The organism is Streptomyces sp. NPDC023541 (assembly GCF_055559995.1).
This window is the reverse complement of record NZ_JBVHJO010000009.1, coordinates 304,555-325,970: the sequence shown is the minus strand read 5'-3', so window position 1 is coordinate 325,970 and position 21,416 is coordinate 304,555. Positions and strand designations below refer to the sequence as shown.

Genomic DNA, 21,416 nt, shown 5'->3' with positions numbered 1-21,416 from the left:
GGTCCGGGACGGATGGGCGGGGCATTGGCGAAGCGGGTGGGCGAAGGGGCGACCGACAAGGCGGCCGGCGGTACGGCCTGCGGCGCGCCCCGCGGAGGCCGGTGGCGTGCGGCCACGGCCGGGCGCGGGCGGGTCCTCGCTTCGCTCGCCCTGCTGACCGCCGCCGTGCTGGCGTTCCACTCCGCCGTGCCCAATGCGGTGGGCCGCCTCGGCAGCCTGCTGGAGGCGTTCCTGCCCTGGCTCGGCCTGGCGGTTCCGCTGCTGCTCGTGGCGGCGCTCGTACGCCGCTCGGCCGTCGCGCCGGTGGCCCTGCTGCTGCCCGCGCTGGCATGGCTGGGCCAGTTCGGCGGGCTGCTCCTGCCGGCGGAGCGTGGTGCCCACGACCTCACGGTGGTCCAGCACAACGCCAGTGACGAGAACCGGGACCCGGCGGGCACCGCGGCCGCGCTCGCCGGGGCCGCGCCGGAACTCATCGCCCTGGAGGAGCTGACCCCCTCCGCGCTACCGGCCTACGCGCAGGCCCTGGCGTCGCGGTATCCGCACCACGCCGTCGAGGGCACCGTGGGCCTCTGGTCGAAGTACCCGCTGACGGGCGCACGGCGGCTCGACATCAAGCCGGCGGGGATCGGGGAGGGCTGGAGCCGCGGCCTGCGGGCCGGCGTGAGCACGCCGCACGGCGAGATCGCCGTCTACGTCGCCCACCTGCCCTCGGTCCGCATCCGGCCGTCCGGCTTCGCCTCGCAGCTGCGGGACGAGAGCGCGCGGATGCTGGGCGCGGCCGTCGCCGCCGAGCCGGTGGACCGGGTGGTGCTGCTCGGCGACCTGAACGGCACCGTGGACGACCGCGGGCTCGCTCCGGTGACCTCGCGGATGGAGGTGCCGCAGCGGGGGTTCGCCCTGAGCTGGCCCGCGTCCTTCCCGGTCTCCCGGATCGACCAGGTCCTGGCCCGCTCGGCGGCCGTTGCCGACATCCGCACGCTTCCCGCCACCGGGAGCGACCACCTGCCGGTCGTCGCCCGCATCAGCTGGGACCCCGCGGACGGCTCATAGCCGGATGGCGATCTTGCCTCGTGCCTGACCACCCCTCAGGCGGCGGATGGCCTCGGGTACCTCGGCCAGCGGGTAGATGCGGTCGACGACCGGGGTGACGGAGCCGGCCTCGATGAGTTCCGTGAGGGCCCGCAGGTCGCTGTGGTGCTGCTCCATGACGGCGAGCGAGCGCAGGCGCGGGCCGACGAAGGGCGACAGCAGGATGGCGCCCAGCTGGCGTTCGTTGCCCCCGAGCCACCGGCCTCCGCCCTCCCCGCCGACGATGACGAGGGTCCCGCGGGCGGTGAGGGCGCGGCGGAGCCGGGACAGTGGCCGGTTGCCCGCGATGTCCAGGACGAGGTCGTAGCGGCGGCTGCCGTCGACGGGGTCCTGCTGCCCGTAGTCGACGACCTCGTCGGCGCCGATGGACCGCACCAGGTCCGTCTTGGCGGCGCTGCAGACACCGGTGACGTGGGCCCCGAAGGCCTTGGCCAGCTGCACGGCGTAGGTACCGACGCCGCCCGAGGCGCCCAGTACGAGGACGCGCTGCCCGGCGCGGACCCGGCCGACGTCGCGCAGAGCCTTGAGGGCGGTGACGGCGGACACGGGGACGGTGGCGGCCTCCTCGAAGCCGAGGCCCGACGGCTTCGGGGCGAGGGCGTCCTCCTTCGCGCACGCGTACTCGGCGAACGACCCCTGGCAGCTGCCGTACACCTCGTCGCCGGGCCGGAACCGGGTGACGTCGGGCCCGACGGCCTCCACCCGCCCTGCGAGGTCCATACCGGGTGTGCGCACACGGGGTGCCCGGAGGCCGAACACGGGCCGCAAAGCGTACGGCAGGCCCGTCACGAGGTGCCAGACGCCCTGGTCGACCGCGGCGGCGTGGACCCGTACGAGCACTTCGCCCCGGCGCGGAACCGGCCGGTCCACGTCGTCGAGCCGCAGCACGTCCGGGGGACCGTAGCTGTCCTGCACGATCGCCTTCATGAGGCGTCTCCTTCGGTGGCGGAGTACTGGAACACAGCGTCGAGCGGTACGGCGAAGACGCGGGCGATCTCGAAGGCCTTCTCCAGCGAGGGCGAGTAGCGGCCCTGTTCGATCGCGATGACGGTCTGCCGGGTGACACCGATCCGGCGGGCGAGTTCGGCCTGTGTCATCTCGCCGGTGGCGAAGCGCAGGGCCCGGATCCTGTTGGTGACCCGCGTGGGCCTCACCACGGCTGGAAGCCCGTGCGGTACGCGACGATCTTCGCCGTGGATCCGAGCAGCGCCGACAGGACGAAGGCCAGGTAGACGGCGTTGGCGATCCAGAACCGGTCCGCCTCGGCCATCGCCAGGACGAGCGCCGCCACGCCGCCCACGACGACGAACGACTGCCCGATGTGGTCGCCGAAGTGGTGGATCTCGCGGTCGCGCTGGTCCTTGGTCCTGCCCTCCTCGGGCGACAGGAGGGCCACGGTGGCGTGCAGCGCGATGGAGGCGGCGATGGCCGAGCCGACGGTCCACAGCAGTGCGGCGGCGTAGGGCTCCTGGGTGATCGGGCCGGCCCCGGACCGGCCGAGGACGAGGGCCAGGTAGGCCGTGTACGACAGCACCGTGACCACGATCATGATCCAGGCGCGTTTCTCTTCGACGGCCACGGCCACCACTCCCCATGTAAAGAAAACCTGACACCCGAAGTGTCAAGCACGCCGCACATGGTGTCAATGTTTCTTTACGTCGCGGTGGTTCTCCGCTTCGCCGCCGGAGCGGGATCCGCGGGGTCGTCGAGGAGTTCGGGCCCGTTGTTGCGCACGTTGTTGACCGCCGTCGACACGGGGCGGACGTCCAGTCGGCCGCCCCCGGGAGTGGCGAGGAGGGCGCGCAGCTCGTCCGCGTCCTGGTGGGAGGGGTCGAGCCAGGCCTCGTAGTCGGCCGGGGCGAGCGCGAGCGGCATACGGGGGTGGACGCGGCCGGCGGCGTCGGTCGCCTCCGTGGTGATGATCGTGCAGGTCGCCCACCACGCCGCTGGATCGTCGTCGTCGGCGACGCCCGGGTCGCGCCAGAACTCGTAGAGCCCTGCCATGGCCATCACGGCGCCGTCCTCGGGGCGGATGAAGTACGGCTGCTTGTACGCCTTCGCTCCGGCGGAGGCGGGGACGGCCTGCCACTCGTAGAACCCGTCCGCCGGCAGCAGGCAGCGGCGCTTGGCGAAGGCGCGCCGGTAGGCGGGCTTCTCGTGCACCGTCTCCACGCGCGCGTTGATCATCTTCGCGCCGGCGGTCGCGCTCTTCGACCACGACGGCACCAGACCCCACCGCAGCGGCCGCAGCCTGCGCTCCAGCAGCCCGCTCTCCCGGTCCGCGCGCTCCAGCACCGCCCAGACCGCGTCGGTGGGGGCGACGTTCCAGCTGGGCTCCAGCGCGTGCCCCGGATCCGGGGGCGCGGCCTGGAAGAGGCCGGAGAGGTCTTCGGGACCACGGGTGGAGACGTAACGGCCGCACATGCCTTCCACCCTGCCACCTGTCGCCGCTTTCCGGCGGCTGCGCCGCGAACCGCGTCACGCGGGTCAAGGGGCGGGCGGGCCGGAATCGTCCGGTCGCTGCACGCGCATGACGCGCAGGGCGAGTTGCAGCTCCAGGGACCGTTCCGGCCGCAGCCAGTCGCGGCCGAGCAGCCGGCCTATCCGCTCCAGCCGCTGTACCACGGTGTTGACGTGCACGTGGAGGGCCTCGGCGGCCCTGGACGGGCTCGTACCCTCGTCGAAGTAGGTCCGGAGGGTGTGGACGAGCTCCGTGCCGCGCTTCGCGTCGTAGTCGAGCACCGGGCCCAGGGTCCGGCGCACGTAGCCGCCGAGGTCCGTCCGGTCGCCGAGCAGCACGCCGAGGAAGCCCAGATCGCCCAGGGCGGCACCGGAGCCCTCCCGGCCCAGTGCGCGCAGGGCGGTCCCGCAGCGGAGGGCTTCGGCGTGGGCGTCGGGGTACGGCTCCGGACCGCTGACCGGCCCGGCGGCGCCGACGGTGACGGGGCCGGCGAGGGCCTGGCCCAGCTCGCCGGCGAGCCTCGCGGCGCCGGGTCCGGGTCCGGGGTGCTCGGCGGGGAGGACGAGGACCACGCCGTCGTGGTGCAGGCCCGCCAGGCCCTTGCGGGCGTGCGCGATGCGGGCGGCGGCGGCCAGCAGCCGCCGTCTGGGCGCGGCGGCGGAGTGCAGGACGAACACCGAGTGCGGCTGGTCCAGGTCCACTCCGACCCGGCGGGCGCGCGCGGGCAGGCTCGCCGGGTCGGCGGCCCCGGTGAGGAGGTCCCCGAGGAGTTCGCCGCGAACCCGGTCCTCGGCCTCGGCGACCGAGCGGCGCTGGAGCAGCAGGAGGGCCGTGACGACCCCGGCGCGCTCGAACAGGCGGCGGTCGGCGTCGCCGAGGTCGGGGCGGCCGGTCAGCGCGATGCTGCCGAGCAGCTCGGGGCCGGCGAGGACCGCGCACACCCAGGTGCCGTCGGCGGACACGGCACGCCCGCCGGCCCGGGACGCGGCGACGGCCCGGGCCGACGGCCGCCCGGAATCGGTGCCGGCCCGGGCGAGTTCGGTGCCGTCGGCGTCGTGGATCAGAGTGCCGCCCTGCAGGACGGTACCGATGGCGGTGGCGACCTCGGTGATGCCGGCGCCGCGCAGCACCAGATCGGTCAACCGGTCGTGGGCGTCTTCGGCGCGCCGCATGGCGTCACTGTGCGCCTCGATGGTCCGCGATGCCTCGTTGAGGTCGACGAGTGCGCTGCGGGTCTCGTCGAGCAGGCGGGCGCTGTCAATGGCGATGGCGGCGTGGTCGGCGAGCGAGGACAGGAGGGCGACCTCGTCGGGTGTGAAGGCGCGGGCGGTGCGGTCCGCCGCGTAGAGGACGCCGATCACCCGGGTACCCAGGCGCAGCGGTACGCCCAGGATGGCCCGTAGCCCCTCCTCCGTGACGGCGCCGTCGATCGTCGTGGTGTGCCGGAAGCGCTGGTCGTCGCGGTAGTCGCCGGTGGAGTAGGGGCGGGCCGTCTCGGCGACCAGACCGCCGAGGCCCTCCCCCATGCCGAGGCGGACCTGCTGGAACGCGGCGGAGACCGAGCCGTCGGTCACCCGCATGTAGGTGTCGCCCGCCTCGTCGTCGTTGAGGGACAGGTACGTGACGTCCGTGCCGAGGAGGAGTTTGGCGCGGCGGACGATGGCCTTCAGCACGGCATCCAGGTCTCTGAGCCGGGCCAGGTCGCCGGCGGTGTCGAAGAGTGCGGCGAGTTCGGCCTCGCGGCGGCGGTGCTGGCTGAGCGTGCGGCGGATGCGGAGTGCGACCCGGGTGGCCTCCGCGACCACCGCCGCGTCCGGTTCGTCGGGGTGCGGGCCGGAGACCGGGGCGGCCGGCGGTGCGAACTGCTCGGCCGGCGCGCCCTGGTCGAGCAGGTCCAGCAGGTGGCGCAGGTGCAGCAGCGCGCTCCGGGTCTGCCCGATGCCGGTTCCGGGGCCGGCGCCGGCGCTCGCTGTGCTTCCTGTGCTTCCTGTGCTTCCTGCGGTCGACATCGGGCGCTCTCCGTCGTGGTGGTGGACTCGCACGGACCGGCTGCCCGTCCGATCCGGTTCAGTTGTCGGCCGGTACCGGTTCGTGCCCGGTCGTGGGCGGGCCCGGTACCGAGCCGCCTGCCGGGGCGTGTCCGCGGGCCAGGCTACGCCCGCGGGTCTCCTTCGCGACCAGGACGGTCAGCGTGGTGACCGCCGCCGCCGCGCCCAGGTAGATCGAGACGGGTACGGAGGAGTCGTAGTCCTTGAGCAGGGCCACGGCGATGATCGGGGCGAGCGCCCCGCCGATGACGGACGCGAGCTGGGAGCCCATCGAGGCACCGGAGTAGCGGACCTCGGTGGCGAACATCTCGGAGATGAAGGCGGCCTGCGGTCCGTACATCGCGCCGTGCAGGAGCAGCCCGACGGTCACGGCGGCGACGATCACCGGGAAGGACTTGGAGTCCAGCATCGCGAAGAACGCGAACGCCCACCCGATCATGCCGACCGAGCCGATGAGGGTGACGGGTCGGCGGCCGATGCGGTCGGAGAGCGCTCCCCACGCCGGGATGGCGGCGAAGTGGACGGCGGAGCCGATCAGGACGGCGTTCAGGCCGTCGCTCTTGGGCAGGCCGAGGTGGCTGGTGACGTAGACGAGGAGGAAGGCGGTGATGACGTAGTACGAGATGTTCTCCCCGAGGCGGGTGCCGATCGCGGTCAGGACGCCGCGCCAGTTCGTACGGAACACCTCCGCCACGGGCGGCTTCGCCTCGACACCGGCGGCTGCCTGTCGCGCCGCCCTGGCCTGCGCTTCGAGGAAGACCGGGGACTCGGAGACGGATATCCGGATCCACAGGCCGATCACGACCAGCACGCCGGAGAGCAGGAAGGGGATGCGCCAGCCCCACGCGAGGAAGGCCTCGTCGGACTGTACGGCGGCGAGGAGGGCGAGTACGCCGGTGGCCAGCAGGTTGCCGCCGGGCGCCCCCGCCTGGGGCCAGGAGGCCCAGAAGCCGCGGCGCTCGTCGTCGCCGTGCTCGGAGACCAGCAGGACCGCGCCGCCCCACTCGCCGCCGAGCGCGAACCCCTGGGTCAGGCGCAGGAGGGTGAGGAGGACGGGCGCGCCGACGCCGATGCTCGCGTGGGTGGGCAGCAGGCCCATGGCGAAGGTGGCGCCGCCCATGAGGAGCAGGCTGAGGACGAGGAGCCGCTTGCGGCCGATCTTGTCGCCGTAGTGGCCGAAGACGAGGCCGCCGAGTGGGCGGGCCGCGAAGCCGATCGCGTAGGTGAGGAAGGCGAGCAGGGTGCCGACCAGCGGCTCGCTGTCGGGGAAGAACAGCTCGTTGAAGACCAGCGCGGCGGCCGAGCCGTAGAGGAAGAAGTCGTACCACTCCACGGTGGTGCCGATGAGACTGGCGGCGACGACGCGCGCGAGGGCTCTGGGCGGTGTGGATGCGGGTGCTGCGAAGGCCATGGTCACCACTTCCGGGGACGGGCGGGGGACATCGTTGCGTCGCCACACCATAGGAACGCGCAGTTCAAGGGTGTATGTGGCGGGCCGCCATAGTTGGGTGCGCCGATACCCTCGCGACCACCACACGGGACCGGCCCAGGCTCCGCTTGGGCGTCAGTCACGCGTGTTGCAGCATTGTTTGACGGTCCGCCTCGGCGGTGGCCCCGCCGAGACGCCTCGGCGGGTGCCTCACCTGGTCAAGGACTGGTGGGGAGCGCCACCGCACTGTTCCTGAAACGCGGCTACCGTTCGTGATCTCTTCGCTAGGGTCGGTGTTGGTGACGCACGGACGGTCGACATGCGGTGCGCTGCCCTCCGGGCCAACTCCCCCACCACGAGCAATGATCGATATCAGGCGAACGAAGCGACCGAGCGGGGGAAGGAAAGTGCACGACCAAGGGAAACCAGACACTCAGCCCGACCTGGACCGGGCTGACCGGGTGGTGGCATGGCTGAACGCGCGCGACGAGATGGAGCGGGCGCTGGAGGACGCGCTGGGCGATGTGCCGAGCGCACGCCATGAGACCCTCGCACGCATGGCTGAGGTCCTACAGGCCACGGCGCACGGCCTCGGCCCGGAGGCCGCAGCTGTGTGGGCAGGGATCCCCAACCGCGTCCTGCAGAACTGGCTGGCGGCGGATCCGGCCTTCGCCTCCGCTTTGCGATCGGCTGCCGCGTTGGCCTCCCAACACGGGCTGGAGCCGGGCGGCACACCCACACCCGCAATGATCCGGGTCGCCACGGTGGCCCTCAGCCGCGGCGCGACCTGGGTGGAGGCCCTCGCGGTATCCGGTTTCGCTCAGAGGCGCTTTCGGCGCCTGACGAAGGACTCCCCGACCCTGGCCGCGCTCCTCGAAGCGGCGCGCAGGGCACGGCCTCGGATCTCCAAGGTATTCGTCCCGGCCACGTATCGACCCCGCCGCCCCGGTCAAAAGCGGCCCACCGAACGGGTGTTCCGTCTGGTCCAGCGCGGAACCCCGAGCACCTCGCCGGTTGCACCGCAGCCCGATTGAGACGGCGACCGCTTTGCGCAGGCCCCCCGGCACGCCACCGCGATCGCCCTCGCGAAGCCGACGGGGCGGCCGCAGAGCACGTCTCGGCCGGGCCGGACGCCGAGTGGTCCCGCATCGAGCCGTTGCTGCCGGACCGAGTGCCCGGGCGGGGGGGGGCGGGCGTGCCGGGAGCACCGCCAGGTGATCGACACGATCGCCTTCAAGTACCCCATCGGCACGCCGCGGATGGATGTGTGTGAGCAGTTCGGGTCGTGGAAGGGCGTCCACAACCGGCTGCGGTTCCGGGCCGCCGACGGTACCTGGGCGAGGGCCTTCACGGCCCTGCTCGCCCAGGCCGACGCCGAAGGCGACCTGGACCGGGTCGTCGCGGTCGGTGCCACGATCGGGCGAGCACATCAGCACGCCACCGGGGCCGTCAAAAGGGGGCCCCGGCCGAGGGTTGCGGAACGGCCTGGCCCCGACACGGCAGAGCCCACCACCAACGGCTCCCAGGCGGAGGCGGCCATTGCGCCGCACGGGCGGTGGTCGGCCGACCGGGCCGCGACTGGACTCCCTGTGGATGCCGACCTGCTCCTCTTCGGCCGGTCAGTTCCGAGCGAAGTCGGCTTCGTTGCGCTGTTGGGCCGGGATCCGTGGCGCCGGCGGTCTCGTTCGGCGGCCGAGGTCCATCAGGAGCAGGGCCAGAGTCGTTCCCTTGGCGCCGAAGACTTCGCCGTAGCGGCGGAGTACTTCGTTCTCCCGGGCGAGTTCGGTCACGGGGCCGCCTGCCGCTCGCCGTAGGGCGACCATCTCGGCATGTGCCGCGGTCCGCCTCCGGACCAGTTCGATGATGGCTTCGTCGAGCTCCGTCACACTGCGGTGCGCCTGCTCGGTGGATGCATCGAGGGGCGTGGGCATCCCAACTGCCTTCCGTGGGGGGCTCGTGCGGAACTGCGCAACATCCGGTCGACAGGGTCTCTGTTCGGCGCCGACCGGCAGAACCGTCGCGTTGGAGTTCTTCAACTCCTAGATGGTAACCCGCCATTGCGCATATTAGGTAAGGCTTGCTTTACTTCTCCAGGATTGGCCTGGTGCCACTGCCAGGGCCCCCGTACGGCCCCACCTCAGAGGCGCTTCACGGCACTCCTGCCACCCTCACAACGGTGCGGGGACACCCCAACCCCCACACCCCCCGACGGGCACCGAAATCCGGACGGCCCACGACCTCAGGGACGCTCAGCATGCGCACTGCAAGGAACCGGCACTACCTCATGTGCCGGCCCACCTATTTCGACGTGGTCTACTCCATCAATCCCTGGATGGACCCCGCCAAGCCCGTGGACACGGCTCTGGCCGTGACGCAATGGGAGCAGTTGCGCCAGGTGTACGAGGACCTGGGGCACACGGTCGAACTGATCGATCCGGTGGACGGACTGCCCGACATGGTCTTCGCCGCCAACGGCGCCACCGTCATCGACGGCCGCGCCCTCGTGGCGAAGTTCCGGGACGCCGAACGCGTCGCAGAGGCCCCCGCCTACCGCGACTGGCTGCACACCCACGGCTTCACCGACCCTCGAACCGCCGAAGTGGTCAACGAGGGCGAGGGGGACTATCTGCTGGTGGGCGACCTCCTCCTGGCCGGCACCGGCTTCCGCAGCGACCCCCGCTCGCATGCCGAGGCGCAGGAGTTCTTCGGTCGGCCGGTCATCAGCCTGACCCTGGTGGACCCCGACTACTACCACTTGGACACGGCGTTGGCCGTCTTGGACGACGAGACCATCGCCTACTACCCGCCGGCCTTCTCGCCCGGCAGCCAGGCCGTCCTGCGCCGGTTGTTCCCCGAAGCCGTCATCGCCACCGATGCGGACGCCCGTGTCTTCGGCCTCAATGCCGCTTCGGACGGCCTGAACGTGGTGCTCCCGCAAGGAGCCACCGACCTGGCCGCCCAGCTTCGCACCCGGGGCTTCGCGCCGGTCGGAGTGGACCTCTCCGAGCTCCTGAAGGCGGGTGGCAGCGTGAAGTGCTGCACGCTGGAGCTCCGTTCGGGTTCCTGACACCTCCGCGGGCCCGTTCAGCCGTACGGGAGACGACCCCGTACGACTGCCGCATGTCCGGAGTACTGCCCCGCCCGCAGACCGCGCTCGCGCGAGCACCGGAGGGAACGGTACGTCGGGGCGCCGCCTGCAAAGCGGCGCCCCGACCTGTACATCCGCCCTGTCCGGCTCTAGCGGGCCAACGCTGCGGACTGCTCGGCCAAGGCGGAATCCGGGGTCTCGCCGCCGACCGTGGCATGCGCGGCGGGGACGAGGAAGCGGGAGACGCTGCGCATCTTCTCGCGGGTCTCCTCCAGCTCCCTTTCGGGGGTGGAGTTGGCCACGATACCGGCGCCGGAGCGCAGCCAGGTGCGCCCCTCGTGGCGGTAGATGCTGCGCAGCACGAGCGCCGCGTCGATCGTGCCGTCCGCGTCGACGGTGAGCACGGCCCCGCTGTAGAGACCTCGGGGGCCTCCCTCGGCGCGCCGGATCAAGTCACAGCCCTCGGCCTTGGGGATGCCGGAGGCGGTCACCGCGGGGAAGAGCGCCGCGACGGCCTCCCAGGCACCGCGCCCCGGGGCCAGAGTGCCCGAAAGCCGCGACGCGAGGTGCTGCACGCTGCCGCGCTCCTTGATGGACATGAAGTCGTCCACCTTCACCGACTCCTCGGTGCACACCTGAAGGAGTTCCTCCACGACAAGGCGAACCGAAGCCGCGTGCTCGAAGACCTCCTTCTCGTCGCGGTAGAGCTCGGCTCGGCGGCTGCTGTCGCCCTCGCGGTCGCCTTCCAGGGCACGGGTGCCGGCCAGGGGCTGGGCCACGACGTAACCGTCGTCGCCCGTGACGCCGACGACGATCTCGGGGCTGAAGCCGACCGTCTCCCAACCGCCGAGGCGCAGGAGGAAGGAGCGGGCCGGGTCGTTGCCGCGCCGTCCTTCCACGAAGGTGCTGGGGAAGTCGACGGGCGAGGTGACGGGGACGACGCGCGACAGGATGGCCTTGGCGAGCTTGCCGGCACGGATCTCGTCCACCGCGCCGGCGACCGCCGCCTTGTAGGCGTCCGCGTCGTGGCCGTCCACATCGGCGGTGACGCGCCGGGTGCTGCCGAACGCGCCGCTGAGCGCTTCGGCGGAGCGGACGCGCCTTTCGAGGTCGTCGAGCTCGGTCTCGTCGATGGCGCGCAGCAGAGCGCTGCCCTCCTCGAGCCGCACTTCTCGCGCGGGGATGGCGAGGTGGACGAGCGGAGCGTCACCCTCGGCGGCGGGGAGGCCGTGCAGGGGATAGCTGAGTTCGAAGGTGGCCCATCCGTACGCGCGCCACTCCCGGACCGGCACGGCGGCCAGTGCCTGGTCGAGGGCCTGCAGCACACCCCGCTCGGCGGTGAACACGGCGGGGACGGCGCCGCCGGCGAGGTCGTTCACGGTGAGGACCGTACGGTCCTCGTGGACGATGAGGGTTGCGTGCTCCCCCTCCGCCCAGCCGACGGCTCCACGATTCTCGAAGAGGACGTACGAGTCCGCCGAGGTCTCGGACAGTGCGGCCGCGGTGCTCAGCACGTCGCCGCCAAGGCGTATCTGGCGCTCATGGTAGGCAGGGGCCAGGGTCACGGCTTCTCTCTCTTTCCCGGATCGGGTGGGTCCGGTGAGGCGGGGGATCCCGCGGGGTTCGGTGGAATGCGGTGCTGCGGACGTCCCGTTCAGGGATGCCGCCTCACCTCGTAGCGCGCTCAGGACGTGGTCGACCACCAGGTCCAGGTGGTCGAGCAGGTAGAAGTGCCCGCCGGGAAGGACGTGCGTACCGGTGATGGCGGCCGCCACCTCTGCCCAGCGCTCCGCGTCCCGGATCGGGGTGGCCGGGTCGGATTCGCCCAGCAGCACGCGGACCGGTGTGGTGATGCGCGGGTGGGCAAGGTCGGGTACGTATCGGCCTATCACCTGGAAGTCCGCGCGGCAGGGCGGCAGGATGAGCTCCCGGACGTCGGGGTCGTCGAGGAGTTCGTGCGGTGTTCCCCCCAGGCCTCGCAGGTACTCGATGATCGCGGCATCGTCGTACTCGGCGACCGGCGAGGGGTTTTCGAGGAGCCGTCTCGGACTGGGCCTGCCCGACAGGACCAGTCCGACGGGGCGGGGCCCGCGGCTCTTCTCCAGACGACGGGTGACTTCGAAGGCGACGGAGGCGCCCATGCTGTGGCCGAAGAACACGGTGGGCCTGTCCATACAGGTCACCACGGCCTGCACGACCGCGTCGGCCAGATCCGACATGGCTGTCACCGGCCGCTCCGCCGCACGGCGCTCCCGCCCCGGCAGCACGAGCGAGACGACCTCGACGTCGTCGGGCACCGCCCGGCCCCAGTCCCGGTAGAAGGCCGGGGCACCGCCGGCGGGGCCGAAGCACACGATGCGCGCCGCGGCGTCCGGCCGCGGGGCGTACCGGCGGAACCAGCTGTCGCTGTCGGGCGCTCCCGGCCCTGAAGGCCGGTCAGCCATGGTCCGGCCCCGTCGGCGCGGCGCCACGACCGTCGTCGCCCCCGCCGGCCAGCCGTGCCTCGATCTCCTCGTCCGACAGTCCGTCGATCTCCAGGAAGACCTCCGCCACGGCCTCCATCCGGCCCTCGTCCTCCTCACGGGTCGTGAGCGTCCGGGCGAGATCGGCCACGGTGAGGGCGGATAGGATGTCGTGGACCGACACGTCATCGGTGTCGAGGGCCTCGCGGAGCCGTGCCGTGATGCGCGTGGCGAGGATGGAGTCGCCGCCGAGGGCGAAGAAGTCGTCGTCGCGCCCGACGGTAGCGATGCCGAGTACCCGGGACCAGACGCGGGCGATCACTGATTCCAGCGAGGACTGCGTGCCCGTCGGCGCGCCCTCGTTCACGGTACGTGCGGCCAGCAGGTCGCGCAGTGCGCGGCGGTCGGTCTTGCCGTTGGCCGTCAGCGGCATCTCGGCCAGTACGGCGATGGTGTCGGGGAGCATGTGCACGGGAAGGCGTTCGGCCGCCCGGGCACGGATGTCCGCCGCGTCGGCTTCCTGGGTGCCCGTGGCCACGACGGCGCACAGCTTGGGCGTCGGTCCGGTGCGGAGCACGAGTGCGGTGGCCTGGCGCACCGCCGGGTGCTCGGCGAGCGCGGCCTCCACCTCCCCGAGTTCGATACGGAAGCCACGGATCTTCACCTGGTCGTCGGCCCGGCCGAGGAATTCCAGGGTGCCGTCCGGCCAGTAGCGGGCACGGTCGCCGGTGCGGTACCAGCGAAGTCCGTCCAGCTCCAGGAAGCGGTCGGCCGTACGCTCGGGGTCGCCGCGGTATCCGTCGGCCACGCCCGCGCCGCCGATCCACAGCTCGCCGGAGACCCAGTCGGGGCAGTCGCGGCCCTGCGGGTCGACGACGCGGCAGCGCACGTTGCGCAGCGGGGTGCCGTAGGGGACGCTCGTCCAGCGCGCCGGTACCTCACCGTTCACCGACTCCTGGATCGTGGAGTGGATGGCCGTCTCGGTCGTGCCGCCCAGGCCCAGGAACCGGCAACCGGGGATCTGAGCGTGCAGCCGGACCGGGAGGTCGACGCCCACCCAGTCACCGCCGAGCAGGACGGCTCGCAGGGTGGTCCCGAGGTCGTCCTGCTCCCCCGCGGTGAGCAGCATGTCGAGCAGGCCGGGCACGCAGTTGAGGATGGTGACCGCGTGCCGCCGGACCAGGCCGGTCCAGGCCGCGGCGTCCTTGCGGGTGGTCTCGTCGATCGCCACGACAGCGCCGCCGCAGGACAGCGGGGCGAAGATGTCGAAGACGGAGAGGTCGAAGTCCAGGGCGGACAGCGCGAGGGTGCGGTCGTCGGGGCCCAGGCCGAGCCGGTCGACGAGGTCGTCGACGGTGTTCGCGGCGGCCCGGTGGGACACCTCCACCCCCTTGGGCTCACCGGTGGAGCCCGACGTGAACAGGACGTAGGCGACGTCGCCCGGTGACGCGTACACGGGTTCGGCCAGGGGTTCGGCGGTGATGGCTTCGCTCACCCGCAGGACGCCGGGGCCGGCAGTGGCGCCGAGCACCGTGGTCACCCCGGCGCGGGTACGGATGGACTCCGCACGTGCAGCGGGCTGTTCGATGCCGATGGGTACGTAGTGGGCGCCGGCCGCGTGCACCCCGAGGACGGCGACGATCTGCTCCGGGCCCTTGGGCAGGCTGATGCCGACGGCTTCGCCCGGCTTCACTCCGCGCTCGCGCAGCGCGCCGGCCACGCGCAGCGCCCGATCCGCGAGGCTGCCGTAGTCGAGAGCGAATCCGTCGGCCACCACGGCCGCAGCTCCGGGGCTCTCGGCGGCCCGCGCGAAAAAGGCCCGGTGCAGTGGCTGAAGCGGCACCGGGCCATCGGTGCCGTTCGCTTGCGCGCGTACGGCGACCTGGGCGGGGGTGGCGAGCGAGCCGACGGGGACGTCCCAGGCGGTGCCGTCGCAGACCCTGCCGACGAGGTCGGTGAAGGCGGCGAACATGGCCTCGGCCGTGCCGTCCGGGAAGCCGTCGGAGCGTACGTCCCAGTTCACGAGCAGACCGTCGTGCAGTTCGGTGATCTGGGCGTCCAGGAGCACCTGGGGGCCCTGCGAGACGATCCACACGGGCTCGCCGAGGACGCGTTCGACGTCGGCGCCGAAGAGCTCGCCGAGGTCGAGGGCGCTGGTGAAGACGACCGGGGCGAGGACCTGGGTGCCCTGGTCGCGGGAGAGGTCCCGGAGCACCTCCACGCCCGAGTACGAGGCGTGGGCCGCGGCGGAGTGCATCCGCCGCTGGGCGTCGCGCGCCCGATCGGCGAAGCTCAGCGTCTCGGTGAGGTCCACGTCGAGGAGCAACGAGCTGGTGAAGTCGCCGACGAGGCTGTCGACGTCCCGGTGGAGGGGACGGCGGTCGAACATCGGTACGTTCAGCAGGAAGCGCGGCTCTCCGCTCCATGCGCCGAGGACCTCCGCGAAGGCGGTGGCGACGGCGACGGCGGGGGTGACGGCGTGCTTGCGGGCCTGCTCGGTCAGGCGGCCCCGCTGCTCCGGGGCGAGCCAGTGGTGCAGGCGGGCCACCCGGTTGGCAGGTCCGCGCTCGGCCTCGGGGCGGGCCGGGAGGTCGGGGGCGCCGGGCAGTTCACCCAGGCGCTCGCGCCACCAGGCGACGTCCTGCTCACGGGGCGGCTGGGTGCGGCGCTCGGCGAGGTAGCGGGAGTAGCTGTAACCGAGCTCGGCCAGGGGCTGCTCCGGGTGCTCGTAGAGGCGGACCAGGTCGGCGAGCAGCACACGGAAGCTGCGGGCGTCCGCCGCCAGCATGTCGACATCCACGTGGACCCGGCTCCGGCCGCCCGGGAGGAGGGTGACGCGCACGTCGAAGACCTGACCGGCGGCGACGTCGAGAAGCTGGTGCGACAGCTGCTCCCGGAGCTGGGACGCCTGCGCCTCGGCGTCCGCCTCGTCGGCCTCTCGGAGGTCGAGTACCGGCAGGCTCGTTCCGCGGGTCCACGGCCCTATGAGCTGGTTTCCGTCGTCGAGGATCCGTGCGCGCAGCATGGGGTGGCGCTCGGCGAGCGCTGCCACGGCCGCACCCAGCCGGTCCGGGTCGATGCCCTTGCCTTCGAACTCGGTGTAGAGATGGGCCGCGACGGCGCCGAGGTTCTGCGAACCCCGTCCGATCCAGTAAGCGTGCTGCATGAGGGCGAGCGGGAAGGTTTCGCCGTCGGGCTCGGAGTCCGGTCCCGGTGGGGGCAGTTGCGCCGCCGCCGGTTCACCCGAGGTCGCGGCGTCACCGGACGTCGCGTCCGCGCCCGCCTCCACCTGCCGAGAGGCCTCGACGGGGAGCAGGGTGCCCCAGTCGGCCAGAGTGGGCCGCTTCGCCAGGTCGGCGAAGCCCACGTCAACTCCCGCGCGCCGGAAGCGGTCCGCGATCCTCATGAGCTTGAGGGAGTCCAGACCGAGTTCGATGAGGTTGACCTGGTCACTCGGGGGCTCGGCGCCGGAGCCGAGCAGTTTGGTGACCACACCGCGGAGGTCGTCGATCGACAGCATGAAGCGCTTCTTCCTTACGCGTCGTGTGGTGGGGTCGCGGGCTTACGGCGCACGCCCTGGAGGACGGGCCGGAGGGCAGAGGGGAAGCACCTGTTCGATCGTCAAATGGCTTGCAAGTCATCAGACATGACCACTGAGGGCACCCTTCGCGACAAGAGGTGTGCAACGACGGGAGTTAGGTTAACCTAACCACACCTGTTTGTGGATGCTGCGAGCTGCACCGACGTCCACGCTCCTCACGAGCGGAACCGAACGAGGTGCGCCCGCCGACCTACGAGAGTCGAGCGATCGTGACCCAGAACGCCGCTACACCCCCTGCGCCCCAGCCGTCGGGGCTCACCCCGTGGCCGGAGGAAACCGCGGCCCGATACGTGGCCGCAGGTCACTGGGACGGACGCACCCTCGGCACCTGTTTGCGGGATTGGGCCCGTCAGTACGGGGACCGCACGGCCATCGTGGCCGGTATCGAGCGGCTGACCTACCGGGAACTCGATGCGCGGGCGGACCGGATGGCGGCCGGGCTCGCCGATCTCGGCATCCGGACAGGGGACCGGGTCCTCGTACAGCTTCCCAACAACGGTGCGTTCCCGGTGCTGTTCTTCGCGCTGGCCCGACTGGGCGCGATACCCGCCCTGACCCTTCCCGCGCACCGGATCACCGAGATCGGCCACTTGGCCAGGCTGTCCGGCGCGGTCGCGTACGTCATCGCCGACGAATACGGCGCCTTCGACTACCGGGAGCTCGCGGCCGCGGTGCAGGCGCAGGCACCCGACCTGCAGCACGTACTGGTGGCAGGCGACCCGGGCCCGTACACCGCGCTCGCGAAAGTGGACGGCGAGCCGCGGACATTCGCCGATCCCGATCCCGCGGACATCGCGCTGCTATTGGTGTCCGGAGGCACGACGGGCGTCCCCAAGCTCATCCCCCGCACGCACAACGACTACGGCTACAACGCCCGTGCCAGCGCGGCGGCCTGTGAGCTGAATGCGGACACGGTGTACCTGGCCTGCCTGCCGGTCGCCCACAACTTCCCTCTGGCCTGCCCCGGCATGCTCGGCACCCTCTCCGTCGGCGGCACCGTCGTCCTGTGCCCCTCTCCCGCCCCGGGTGACGCCTTCCCGCTGATCGAGGCCGAGCGCGTCACCCACACCGCGCTGGTGCCGCCGCTGATCCCCCTGTGGATCGACGCGGCCGAATGGGATCCGGCGGACATCTCCAGCCTGCGCGTCCTCCAGGCCGGAGGCTCGAAGCTCTCCGCCGACCTCGCCCGGTCCATCCCCGACGACCTCGGTTGCGCCGTGCAGCAGGTGTTCGGCATGGCGGAAGGACTCCTCAACTACACCCGGTCCGGCGATGGCGCCGACATCGTGGCCGTCTCCCAGGGCCGCCCGCTCAGCGAGGACGACGAGCTGCGGATCGTGGACGCGGACGGTCGGGAGGTGGCTGCCGGCGAGGCCGGCGAACTGCTGGTGCGCGGCCCGTACACGCTGCGCGGCTACTACCGGGCGCCGGAGGTCAACACCACCGCCTTCACCCCTGACGGCTTCTACTGCTCGGGCGATCTCGTCCGCCGGCTCCCCTCGGGGCACCTGGTCGTGGAGGGACGGGTCAAGGACACCATCGACCGCAACGGCGAGAGCGTCTCCGCCGAAGAGGTGGAGGCGCACGTGACCGCCCACCCGAAGGTCCACCGATGCGCCGCTGTCGGTGTTCCCGACCCGGACGGGGAAGGCGAGCGGATCTGCGTCGTGGTCGTCTCCGGCGGCGAAACCGCGCCGACGCTGCAGGAACTGCGCGCTTTCATGCTGGAGCGGGGGGTTGCTTCGTTCAAGCTGCCCGATCGCGTCGAGAGCGCCACCGACCTCCCCCTCACCGCCATCGGAAAGATCGACAAGCGATCGCTCCGGGCAGGGCTCGGCCCCTCCGGCCGGGCCTGAGAATCACTCGAACAGGAAAGGCAACGCCTCATGACCAACCCCTTCGACGACGAGAACGGCACGTTCCTGGTGCTGGTCAACGACGAGGGCCAGCACTCGCTGTGGCCGTCCTTCCAGACTGTTCCGGACGGCTGGCAGCAGGTGTTCGGCCCCGGAGGGCGTTCCGACGCCGCGGCCTACATCGAGGCTTCCTGGACCGACCTGCGACCCAAGAGCCTCACCGAGGCTTCCTGACCCGCGCCCGGCACAACGGAGTACGGGAAGGCCCCCCACCTTGCAAGGGATGGGGGGCCTTCCCGTACCGGGACGGGATCAGACGACGTCTACGCGGGCGTTGGAGACGGCCGTGGCAAGGTCGTTGAGAACCTTGACGAAGCGCTGGTAGGTGAACGGCGTCTCGGTCTGCCAGTCGATGACCTGACCGGCCTGGACGGCCGCGGCGGCCTTCCACGTCGGGTAGGCCTCCGTCATCTGCTGGTTGGTCAGACCGCCTTCGGGGCGGGCGTCCTCCAGCAGCAGGTCGGCCTTGTAGCGGCCGGCCTGCTCCCAGCTGAGGGACTCGAAGCCCGCCTCGGCCTTCTCCGGCTTGACGATGTCCAGACCGAGCTGCTGGAAGAACTTCACGTCGCCGTGGAACTCGGGGTCCGCGACGAAGAAGGTCTCCTTGGTGCCCGAGACCACTGCCACCGACAGGCCCTTCTTCGCCTCGGCGGCCTTCTTCACGCCCTCGGCAGCCGCCTCGAAGTCCGCCTTCGCCTTCTTGACCTCGGCGCTCTGCGGGTCCGCGCCAAGGGCTGCGGCCAGCTCGCCGAACCGCTTGACGGCATCGGGGACGGCCACGCCCATCAGCTGGATGACAGCGATCGGGGCGACCTCCTCGACCTTCTTGATGATGTCCTCGGGGATGTACCAGACCATCGGGCCGTAGGCGATGGTGACGACGAGGTCCGGCTTGAGGGAGATCAGCTTCTCCATCTGGAACTCGCCGAAGACGGTGCCGACCGAAGTGGTCTTGGACAGGTCCACATTGCCGACCTGCGGGCTGGGCTTGCCGTCCTCGGTCTTCTGCGGGCCGAAGATGCCGACCGGCTTGATGCCGAAGTCCCACAGGGCCGCTGCCGGGTGGGACTGGGCGACGATCCGCTCGGGCCGCTTGGGAAGCTCGATCTTCTTCCCGCGGTCATCGGTGAAGCTCCACGGGCCGCTCGCAGCGGGCTTGCCCGAGGCGACGCTGTCGGTGCCCTTCTTGTCCTCGGAGCCACCACAAGCCGCCAGGAGCGGTGCGGCGGCGACGATGCCGGTGAAGGCGAGGAAGCGCCTGCGGTCGGAACGGAGCTCCTGGGCAGGGGAAGCCGCGGAGTTGCTGAAGATGGACATCGGAATCCTTCCGGGCGGCACGGCGCCGCTGGGTTGTGCAGGAGGGTGGTGCGTGGGGGAGGAAAGGCCGGCGGCCGTCAGTGGGTCGCGGCCGCGGGTTTCGCTTCGCGGCCGAGAGAGTGGTGCCGGCCGAAGGGGATGATGTGCGGGCCGCCGCCCGCGGGATCGGTGATGACGGTGCAGCTCAGCCCGAACACGTCGGCGACGAGCTCCCGCGTGATCACTTCGGCCGGGGTGCCCTCGGCGACGATCCGGCCGCCCTTCATCGCGATGACGTGATCGGCGTACCGGCAGGCGTGGTTGAGGTCGTGCAGGACGAGGACGACGGTCCGGCCCTGGTCCCTGTTGAGGTCGACGACCAGGTCCAGCACCTCGATCTGGTGTGCCAGGTCGAGGTGGTTGGTGGGCTCGTCGAGGAGCAGTGTCGGGGTGCCCTGGGCCAATGCCATGGCGATCCAAGCGCGTTGGCGCTGGCCGCCGGAGAGCTGGTCGACGCTCCGGTCGGCCTGATCGGTGAGTCCGGTCGCCTCCAGCGCATCGTAGACGGCCTGCTCGTCCTCGGGCGACCACTGCCGCCACCAGGACTGGTGGGGGCTGCGTCCGCGCTTGACGAGATCGAGGACGGTGATTCCCTCGGGGGCGACCGGCGACTGCGGCAACATGCCCAGCCTGCGAGCCAGTTCCTTGCCCCGCAGCGAGTGAATGAGTTCACCGTCGAGATGGACGGCTCCCCGCTGGGGAGCAAGGAGGCGGGCCAGTCCCTTCAACAGGGTCGACTTGCCGCACGCGTTCGCCCCGATGACGGCAGTCACGCGCCCGGCGGGCACCGCCACATCGAGGGAGTCCACGATGAGTCGGCCGTCGTACCCGAGGGTCAGGCCCTCTGCCACCAGTCCCTGTGGTCGTTGATCCACTTCAGCCTCCCGATCCGGTGCGGTTGGACCTGCTGAGCAGCCAGAGCAGGCAGGGGGCGCCGAGGACACCGGTCACGACGCCCACGGGGAGTTCGGTATCTGCGAGCAGCTGGCGGCCCGCCACATCGCCGACGAGGACGACGAAGGACCCGACGAGCGCCGAGGGAAGCAGGGCCGGCCCCGGCGTGTTCACCAGGCGCAGCGCGATCTGTGGGGCGATGAGGGAGACGAAAGCGATCGGTCCGGCGGCGGCACTCGCGAACGAGACGAGAGCGGCTCCCACGACGAGCAGGGCGATGCGGGCGGTCTGCACCGGCATCCCGAGGACCTGTGCGGTCTCGTCACCGAGCTGGAGCCCGCTCAGCCAGGGGCCGAGGAGAGCGACGCAGGGCAGCAGGACCGCGAGGGAGACCGCCAGCGGTCCGACGTGGCTCCAGTCGCGGGCGTTGAGGCTTCCGGTGAGCCACATCAGGGCCTGCTGGGCCTGGTAGACGCCGGCCTTCAGGAGCAGGTAGCTGGTGGCGCTGGTACAGAGGGCGGCGATGCCGATGCCGACGAGGACGATACGGAAGCCGGTGGTCCCTCCCTTCCACGCGAGGGTGTAGATGAGCGCCGAAGCTCCGAGGCCGCCGAGCAGAGCCAGGGTCTGGAGCCCGAGTCCGGAGCCCACCCCGAAGAGCAGGCCGGCGGTGGCCGCGGTGCCCGCACCGGCCGATACACCGATGACGTCCGGGCTTGCCAGCGGGTTGCGGGTCAGGGTCTGGAAGACCGCGCCGGCCAGCCCGAATGCCGCCCCGCACATCAGGCCGACGAGCGCCCTGGGTAGCCGGAGGCTGTGAACCACCATCTGCGTCGCGGAGTCGCCGCTGCCGAACAGCGCCCGGGCGACATCGACCAGTGGGAAGTCCAGCTCGCCGAAGGCCAATTCGACCACGAACGCGACGAAGACGGCGGCGGCGAGGAGGACGGTGACGAGTACGCAACGGGGACGGACGATCCAGGAAGCCCGCGTCCGGGGCACCCGGAGGACCAGGCCGCCGGCGGACCGCGGGCGGGTCCTCTGGGGCCGGTCGGCGTGAACTGTGGTCATG

The 21,416-nt window shown here is 71.7% G+C and carries 17 protein-coding genes; 5 read left to right on the top strand and 12 right to left on the bottom strand.

The genetic code is table 11. The annotated features are described in order from the left end of the window. Positions 1 to 12 precede the first annotated feature (12 nt). Complete coding sequence (locus ACZ3X1_RS24065) at positions 13 to 1,050, top strand: endonuclease/exonuclease/phosphatase family protein (RefSeq protein ID WP_467280909.1); 1,038 nt, start codon at positions 13 to 15, stop codon at positions 1,048 to 1,050. Here ACZ3X1_RS24065 and ACZ3X1_RS24060 read toward each other — a convergent pair. The 6 genes from ACZ3X1_RS24060 to ACZ3X1_RS24035 all read right to left on the bottom strand — a co-directional run bounded on the left by ACZ3X1_RS24060 (position 1,045) and on the right by ACZ3X1_RS24035 (position 7,009). Continuing rightward, on the bottom strand, positions 1,045 to 2,016 hold the full coding sequence (locus tag ACZ3X1_RS24060; RefSeq protein ID WP_467280908.1) for an NAD(P)-dependent alcohol dehydrogenase: 972 nt from the start codon (positions 2,014 to 2,016) through the stop codon (positions 1,045 to 1,047). The genes ACZ3X1_RS24065 and ACZ3X1_RS24060 overlap by 6 nt on opposite strands. After that, positions 2,013 to 2,246 (bottom strand): helix-turn-helix transcriptional regulator, encoded by a 234-nt coding sequence (locus tag ACZ3X1_RS24055; RefSeq protein ID WP_390078345.1) that lies wholly within the window; start codon positions 2,244 to 2,246, stop codon positions 2,013 to 2,015. Before ACZ3X1_RS24055 ends, ACZ3X1_RS24060 begins: the two co-directional genes overlap by 4 nt. Continuing rightward, a complete protein-coding gene (locus ACZ3X1_RS24050; protein WP_390078347.1) occupies positions 2,240 to 2,668 on the bottom strand; it encodes a hypothetical protein in 429 nt (142 codons plus the stop codon). Before ACZ3X1_RS24050 ends, ACZ3X1_RS24055 begins: the two co-directional genes overlap by 7 nt. Positions 2,669 to 2,742: 74 nt before the next feature. Next, positions 2,743 to 3,513, bottom strand: a complete 771-nt coding sequence (locus ACZ3X1_RS24045; RefSeq protein ID WP_467280907.1) for an SOS response-associated peptidase — start codon at positions 3,511 to 3,513, stop codon at positions 2,743 to 2,745. A gap of 63 nt (positions 3,514 to 3,576) precedes the next feature. After that, positions 3,577 to 5,559 carry a helix-turn-helix domain-containing protein gene (locus ACZ3X1_RS24040; RefSeq protein ID WP_467280906.1) on the bottom strand — a complete coding sequence of 661 codons (1,983 nt, stop codon included), beginning with the start codon at positions 5,557 to 5,559 and terminating at the stop codon, positions 3,577 to 3,579. A 58-nt stretch (positions 5,560 to 5,617) separates the two neighbouring features. After that, the gene (locus tag ACZ3X1_RS24035) at positions 5,618 to 7,009 is read right to left on the bottom strand and encodes an MFS transporter (RefSeq protein ID WP_467280905.1); all 1,392 of its coding nucleotides are present in this window, start codon (positions 7,007 to 7,009) and stop codon (positions 5,618 to 5,620) included. Between the two features lie 425 nt (positions 7,010 to 7,434). On the opposite strand from ACZ3X1_RS24035, the gene ACZ3X1_RS24030 reads away from it, so the two are divergent. Continuing rightward, a complete protein-coding gene (locus ACZ3X1_RS24030; RefSeq protein WP_467280904.1) occupies positions 7,435 to 8,061 on the top strand; it encodes a hypothetical protein in 627 nt (208 codons plus the stop codon). Between the two features lie 585 nt (positions 8,062 to 8,646). On the opposite strand, the gene ACZ3X1_RS24025 is transcribed toward ACZ3X1_RS24030, so the two are convergent. Next, positions 8,647 to 8,958 (bottom strand): chorismate mutase, encoded by a 312-nt coding sequence (locus ACZ3X1_RS24025; protein WP_467280951.1) that lies wholly within the window; start codon positions 8,956 to 8,958, stop codon positions 8,647 to 8,649. Positions 8,959 to 9,281: 323 nt separating this feature from the next. Here ACZ3X1_RS24025 and ddaH point away from each other — a divergent pair, with 323 nt between their 5' ends. After that, positions 9,282 to 10,094 (top strand): dimethylargininase, encoded by an 813-nt coding sequence (gene ddaH / locus ACZ3X1_RS24020; protein ID WP_362623582.1) that lies wholly within the window; start codon positions 9,282 to 9,284, stop codon positions 10,092 to 10,094. A 170-nt stretch (positions 10,095 to 10,264) separates the two neighbouring features. Here ddaH and ACZ3X1_RS24015 read toward each other — a convergent pair whose 3' ends face one another. After that, the gene (locus ACZ3X1_RS24015; protein WP_467280903.1) at positions 10,265 to 12,559 is read right to left on the bottom strand and encodes a salicylate synthase; all 2,295 of its coding nucleotides are present in this window, start codon (positions 12,557 to 12,559) and stop codon (positions 10,265 to 10,267) included. Then, complete coding sequence (locus ACZ3X1_RS24010; protein ID WP_467280902.1) at positions 12,552 to 16,097, bottom strand: non-ribosomal peptide synthetase; 3,546 nt, start codon at positions 16,095 to 16,097, stop codon at positions 12,552 to 12,554. Before ACZ3X1_RS24010 ends, ACZ3X1_RS24015 begins: the two co-directional genes overlap by 8 nt. 290 nt (positions 16,098 to 16,387) lie before the next feature. Between ACZ3X1_RS24010 and ACZ3X1_RS24005 the strand changes: the two genes are divergently transcribed. Together ACZ3X1_RS24005 and ACZ3X1_RS24000 are read left to right on the top strand one after the other, a co-directional pair. After that, on the top strand, positions 16,388 to 18,034 hold the full coding sequence (locus ACZ3X1_RS24005; protein WP_467280901.1) for a (2,3-dihydroxybenzoyl)adenylate synthase: 1,647 nt from the start codon (positions 16,388 to 16,390) through the stop codon (positions 18,032 to 18,034). A 30-nt stretch (positions 18,035 to 18,064) separates the two neighbouring features. After that, the gene (locus tag ACZ3X1_RS24000; RefSeq protein WP_362623592.1) at positions 18,065 to 18,268 is read left to right on the top strand and encodes an MbtH family protein; all 204 of its coding nucleotides are present in this window, start codon (positions 18,065 to 18,067) and stop codon (positions 18,266 to 18,268) included. 78 nt (positions 18,269 to 18,346) lie between these two features. On the opposite strand, the gene ACZ3X1_RS23995 is transcribed toward ACZ3X1_RS24000, so the two are convergent. From ACZ3X1_RS23995 to ACZ3X1_RS23985, 3 genes are all read right to left on the bottom strand, one after another. Continuing rightward, positions 18,347 to 19,411 carry an ABC transporter substrate-binding protein gene (locus tag ACZ3X1_RS23995; protein WP_467280900.1) on the bottom strand — a complete coding sequence of 355 codons (1,065 nt, stop codon included), beginning with the start codon at positions 19,409 to 19,411 and terminating at the stop codon, positions 18,347 to 18,349. A 77-nt stretch (positions 19,412 to 19,488) separates the two neighbouring features. Then, positions 19,489 to 20,325 (bottom strand): ABC transporter ATP-binding protein, encoded by an 837-nt coding sequence (locus tag ACZ3X1_RS23990; protein ID WP_467280899.1) that lies wholly within the window; start codon positions 20,323 to 20,325, stop codon positions 19,489 to 19,491. A gap of 1 nt (position 20,326) precedes the next feature. Next, the gene (locus ACZ3X1_RS23985; RefSeq protein WP_390078375.1) at positions 20,327 to 21,415 is read right to left on the bottom strand and encodes a FecCD family ABC transporter permease; all 1,089 of its coding nucleotides are present in this window, start codon (positions 21,413 to 21,415) and stop codon (positions 20,327 to 20,329) included. Position 21,416 lies beyond the last annotated feature (1 nt).

Excerpts from the sequence above, each read along its gene's own strand:
- ACZ3X1_RS24060 (WP_467280908.1), bottom strand. The coding sequence starts at position 2,016 with ATGAAGGCGATCGTGCAGGACAGCTACGGTCCCCCGGACGTGCTGCGG.
- ACZ3X1_RS24015 (WP_467280903.1), bottom strand. The coding sequence starts at position 12,559 with ATGGCTGACCGGCCTTCAGGGCCGGGAGCGCCCGACAGCGACAGCTGG.
- ACZ3X1_RS24025 (WP_467280951.1), bottom strand. The coding sequence starts at position 8,958 with ATGCCCACGCCCCTCGATGCATCCACCGAGCAGGCGCACCGCAGTGTG.
- ACZ3X1_RS24065 (WP_467280909.1), top strand. The coding sequence starts at position 13 with ATGGGCGGGGCATTGGCGAAGCGGGTGGGCGAAGGGGCGACCGACAAG.
- ACZ3X1_RS23995 (WP_467280900.1), bottom strand. The coding sequence starts at position 19,411 with ATGTCCATCTTCAGCAACTCCGCGGCTTCCCCTGCCCAGGAGCTCCGT.
- ddaH (WP_362623582.1), top strand. The coding sequence starts at position 9,282 with ATGCGCACTGCAAGGAACCGGCACTACCTCATGTGCCGGCCCACCTAT.
- ACZ3X1_RS24040 (WP_467280906.1), bottom strand. The coding sequence starts at position 5,559 with ATGTCGACCGCAGGAAGCACAGGAAGCACAGGAAGCACAGCGAGCGCC.
- ACZ3X1_RS24000 (WP_362623592.1), top strand. The coding sequence starts at position 18,065 with ATGACCAACCCCTTCGACGACGAGAACGGCACGTTCCTGGTGCTGGTC.
- ACZ3X1_RS24010 (WP_467280902.1), bottom strand. The coding sequence starts at position 16,097 with ATGCTGTCGATCGACGACCTCCGCGGTGTGGTCACCAAACTGCTCGGC.
- ACZ3X1_RS23985 (WP_390078375.1), bottom strand. The coding sequence starts at position 21,415 with ATGACCACAGTTCACGCCGACCGGCCCCAGAGGACCCGCCCGCGGTCC.
- ACZ3X1_RS24045 (WP_467280907.1), bottom strand. The coding sequence starts at position 3,513 with ATGTGCGGCCGTTACGTCTCCACCCGTGGTCCCGAAGACCTCTCCGGC.
- ACZ3X1_RS24035 (WP_467280905.1), bottom strand. The coding sequence starts at position 7,009 with ATGGCCTTCGCAGCACCCGCATCCACACCGCCCAGAGCCCTCGCGCGC.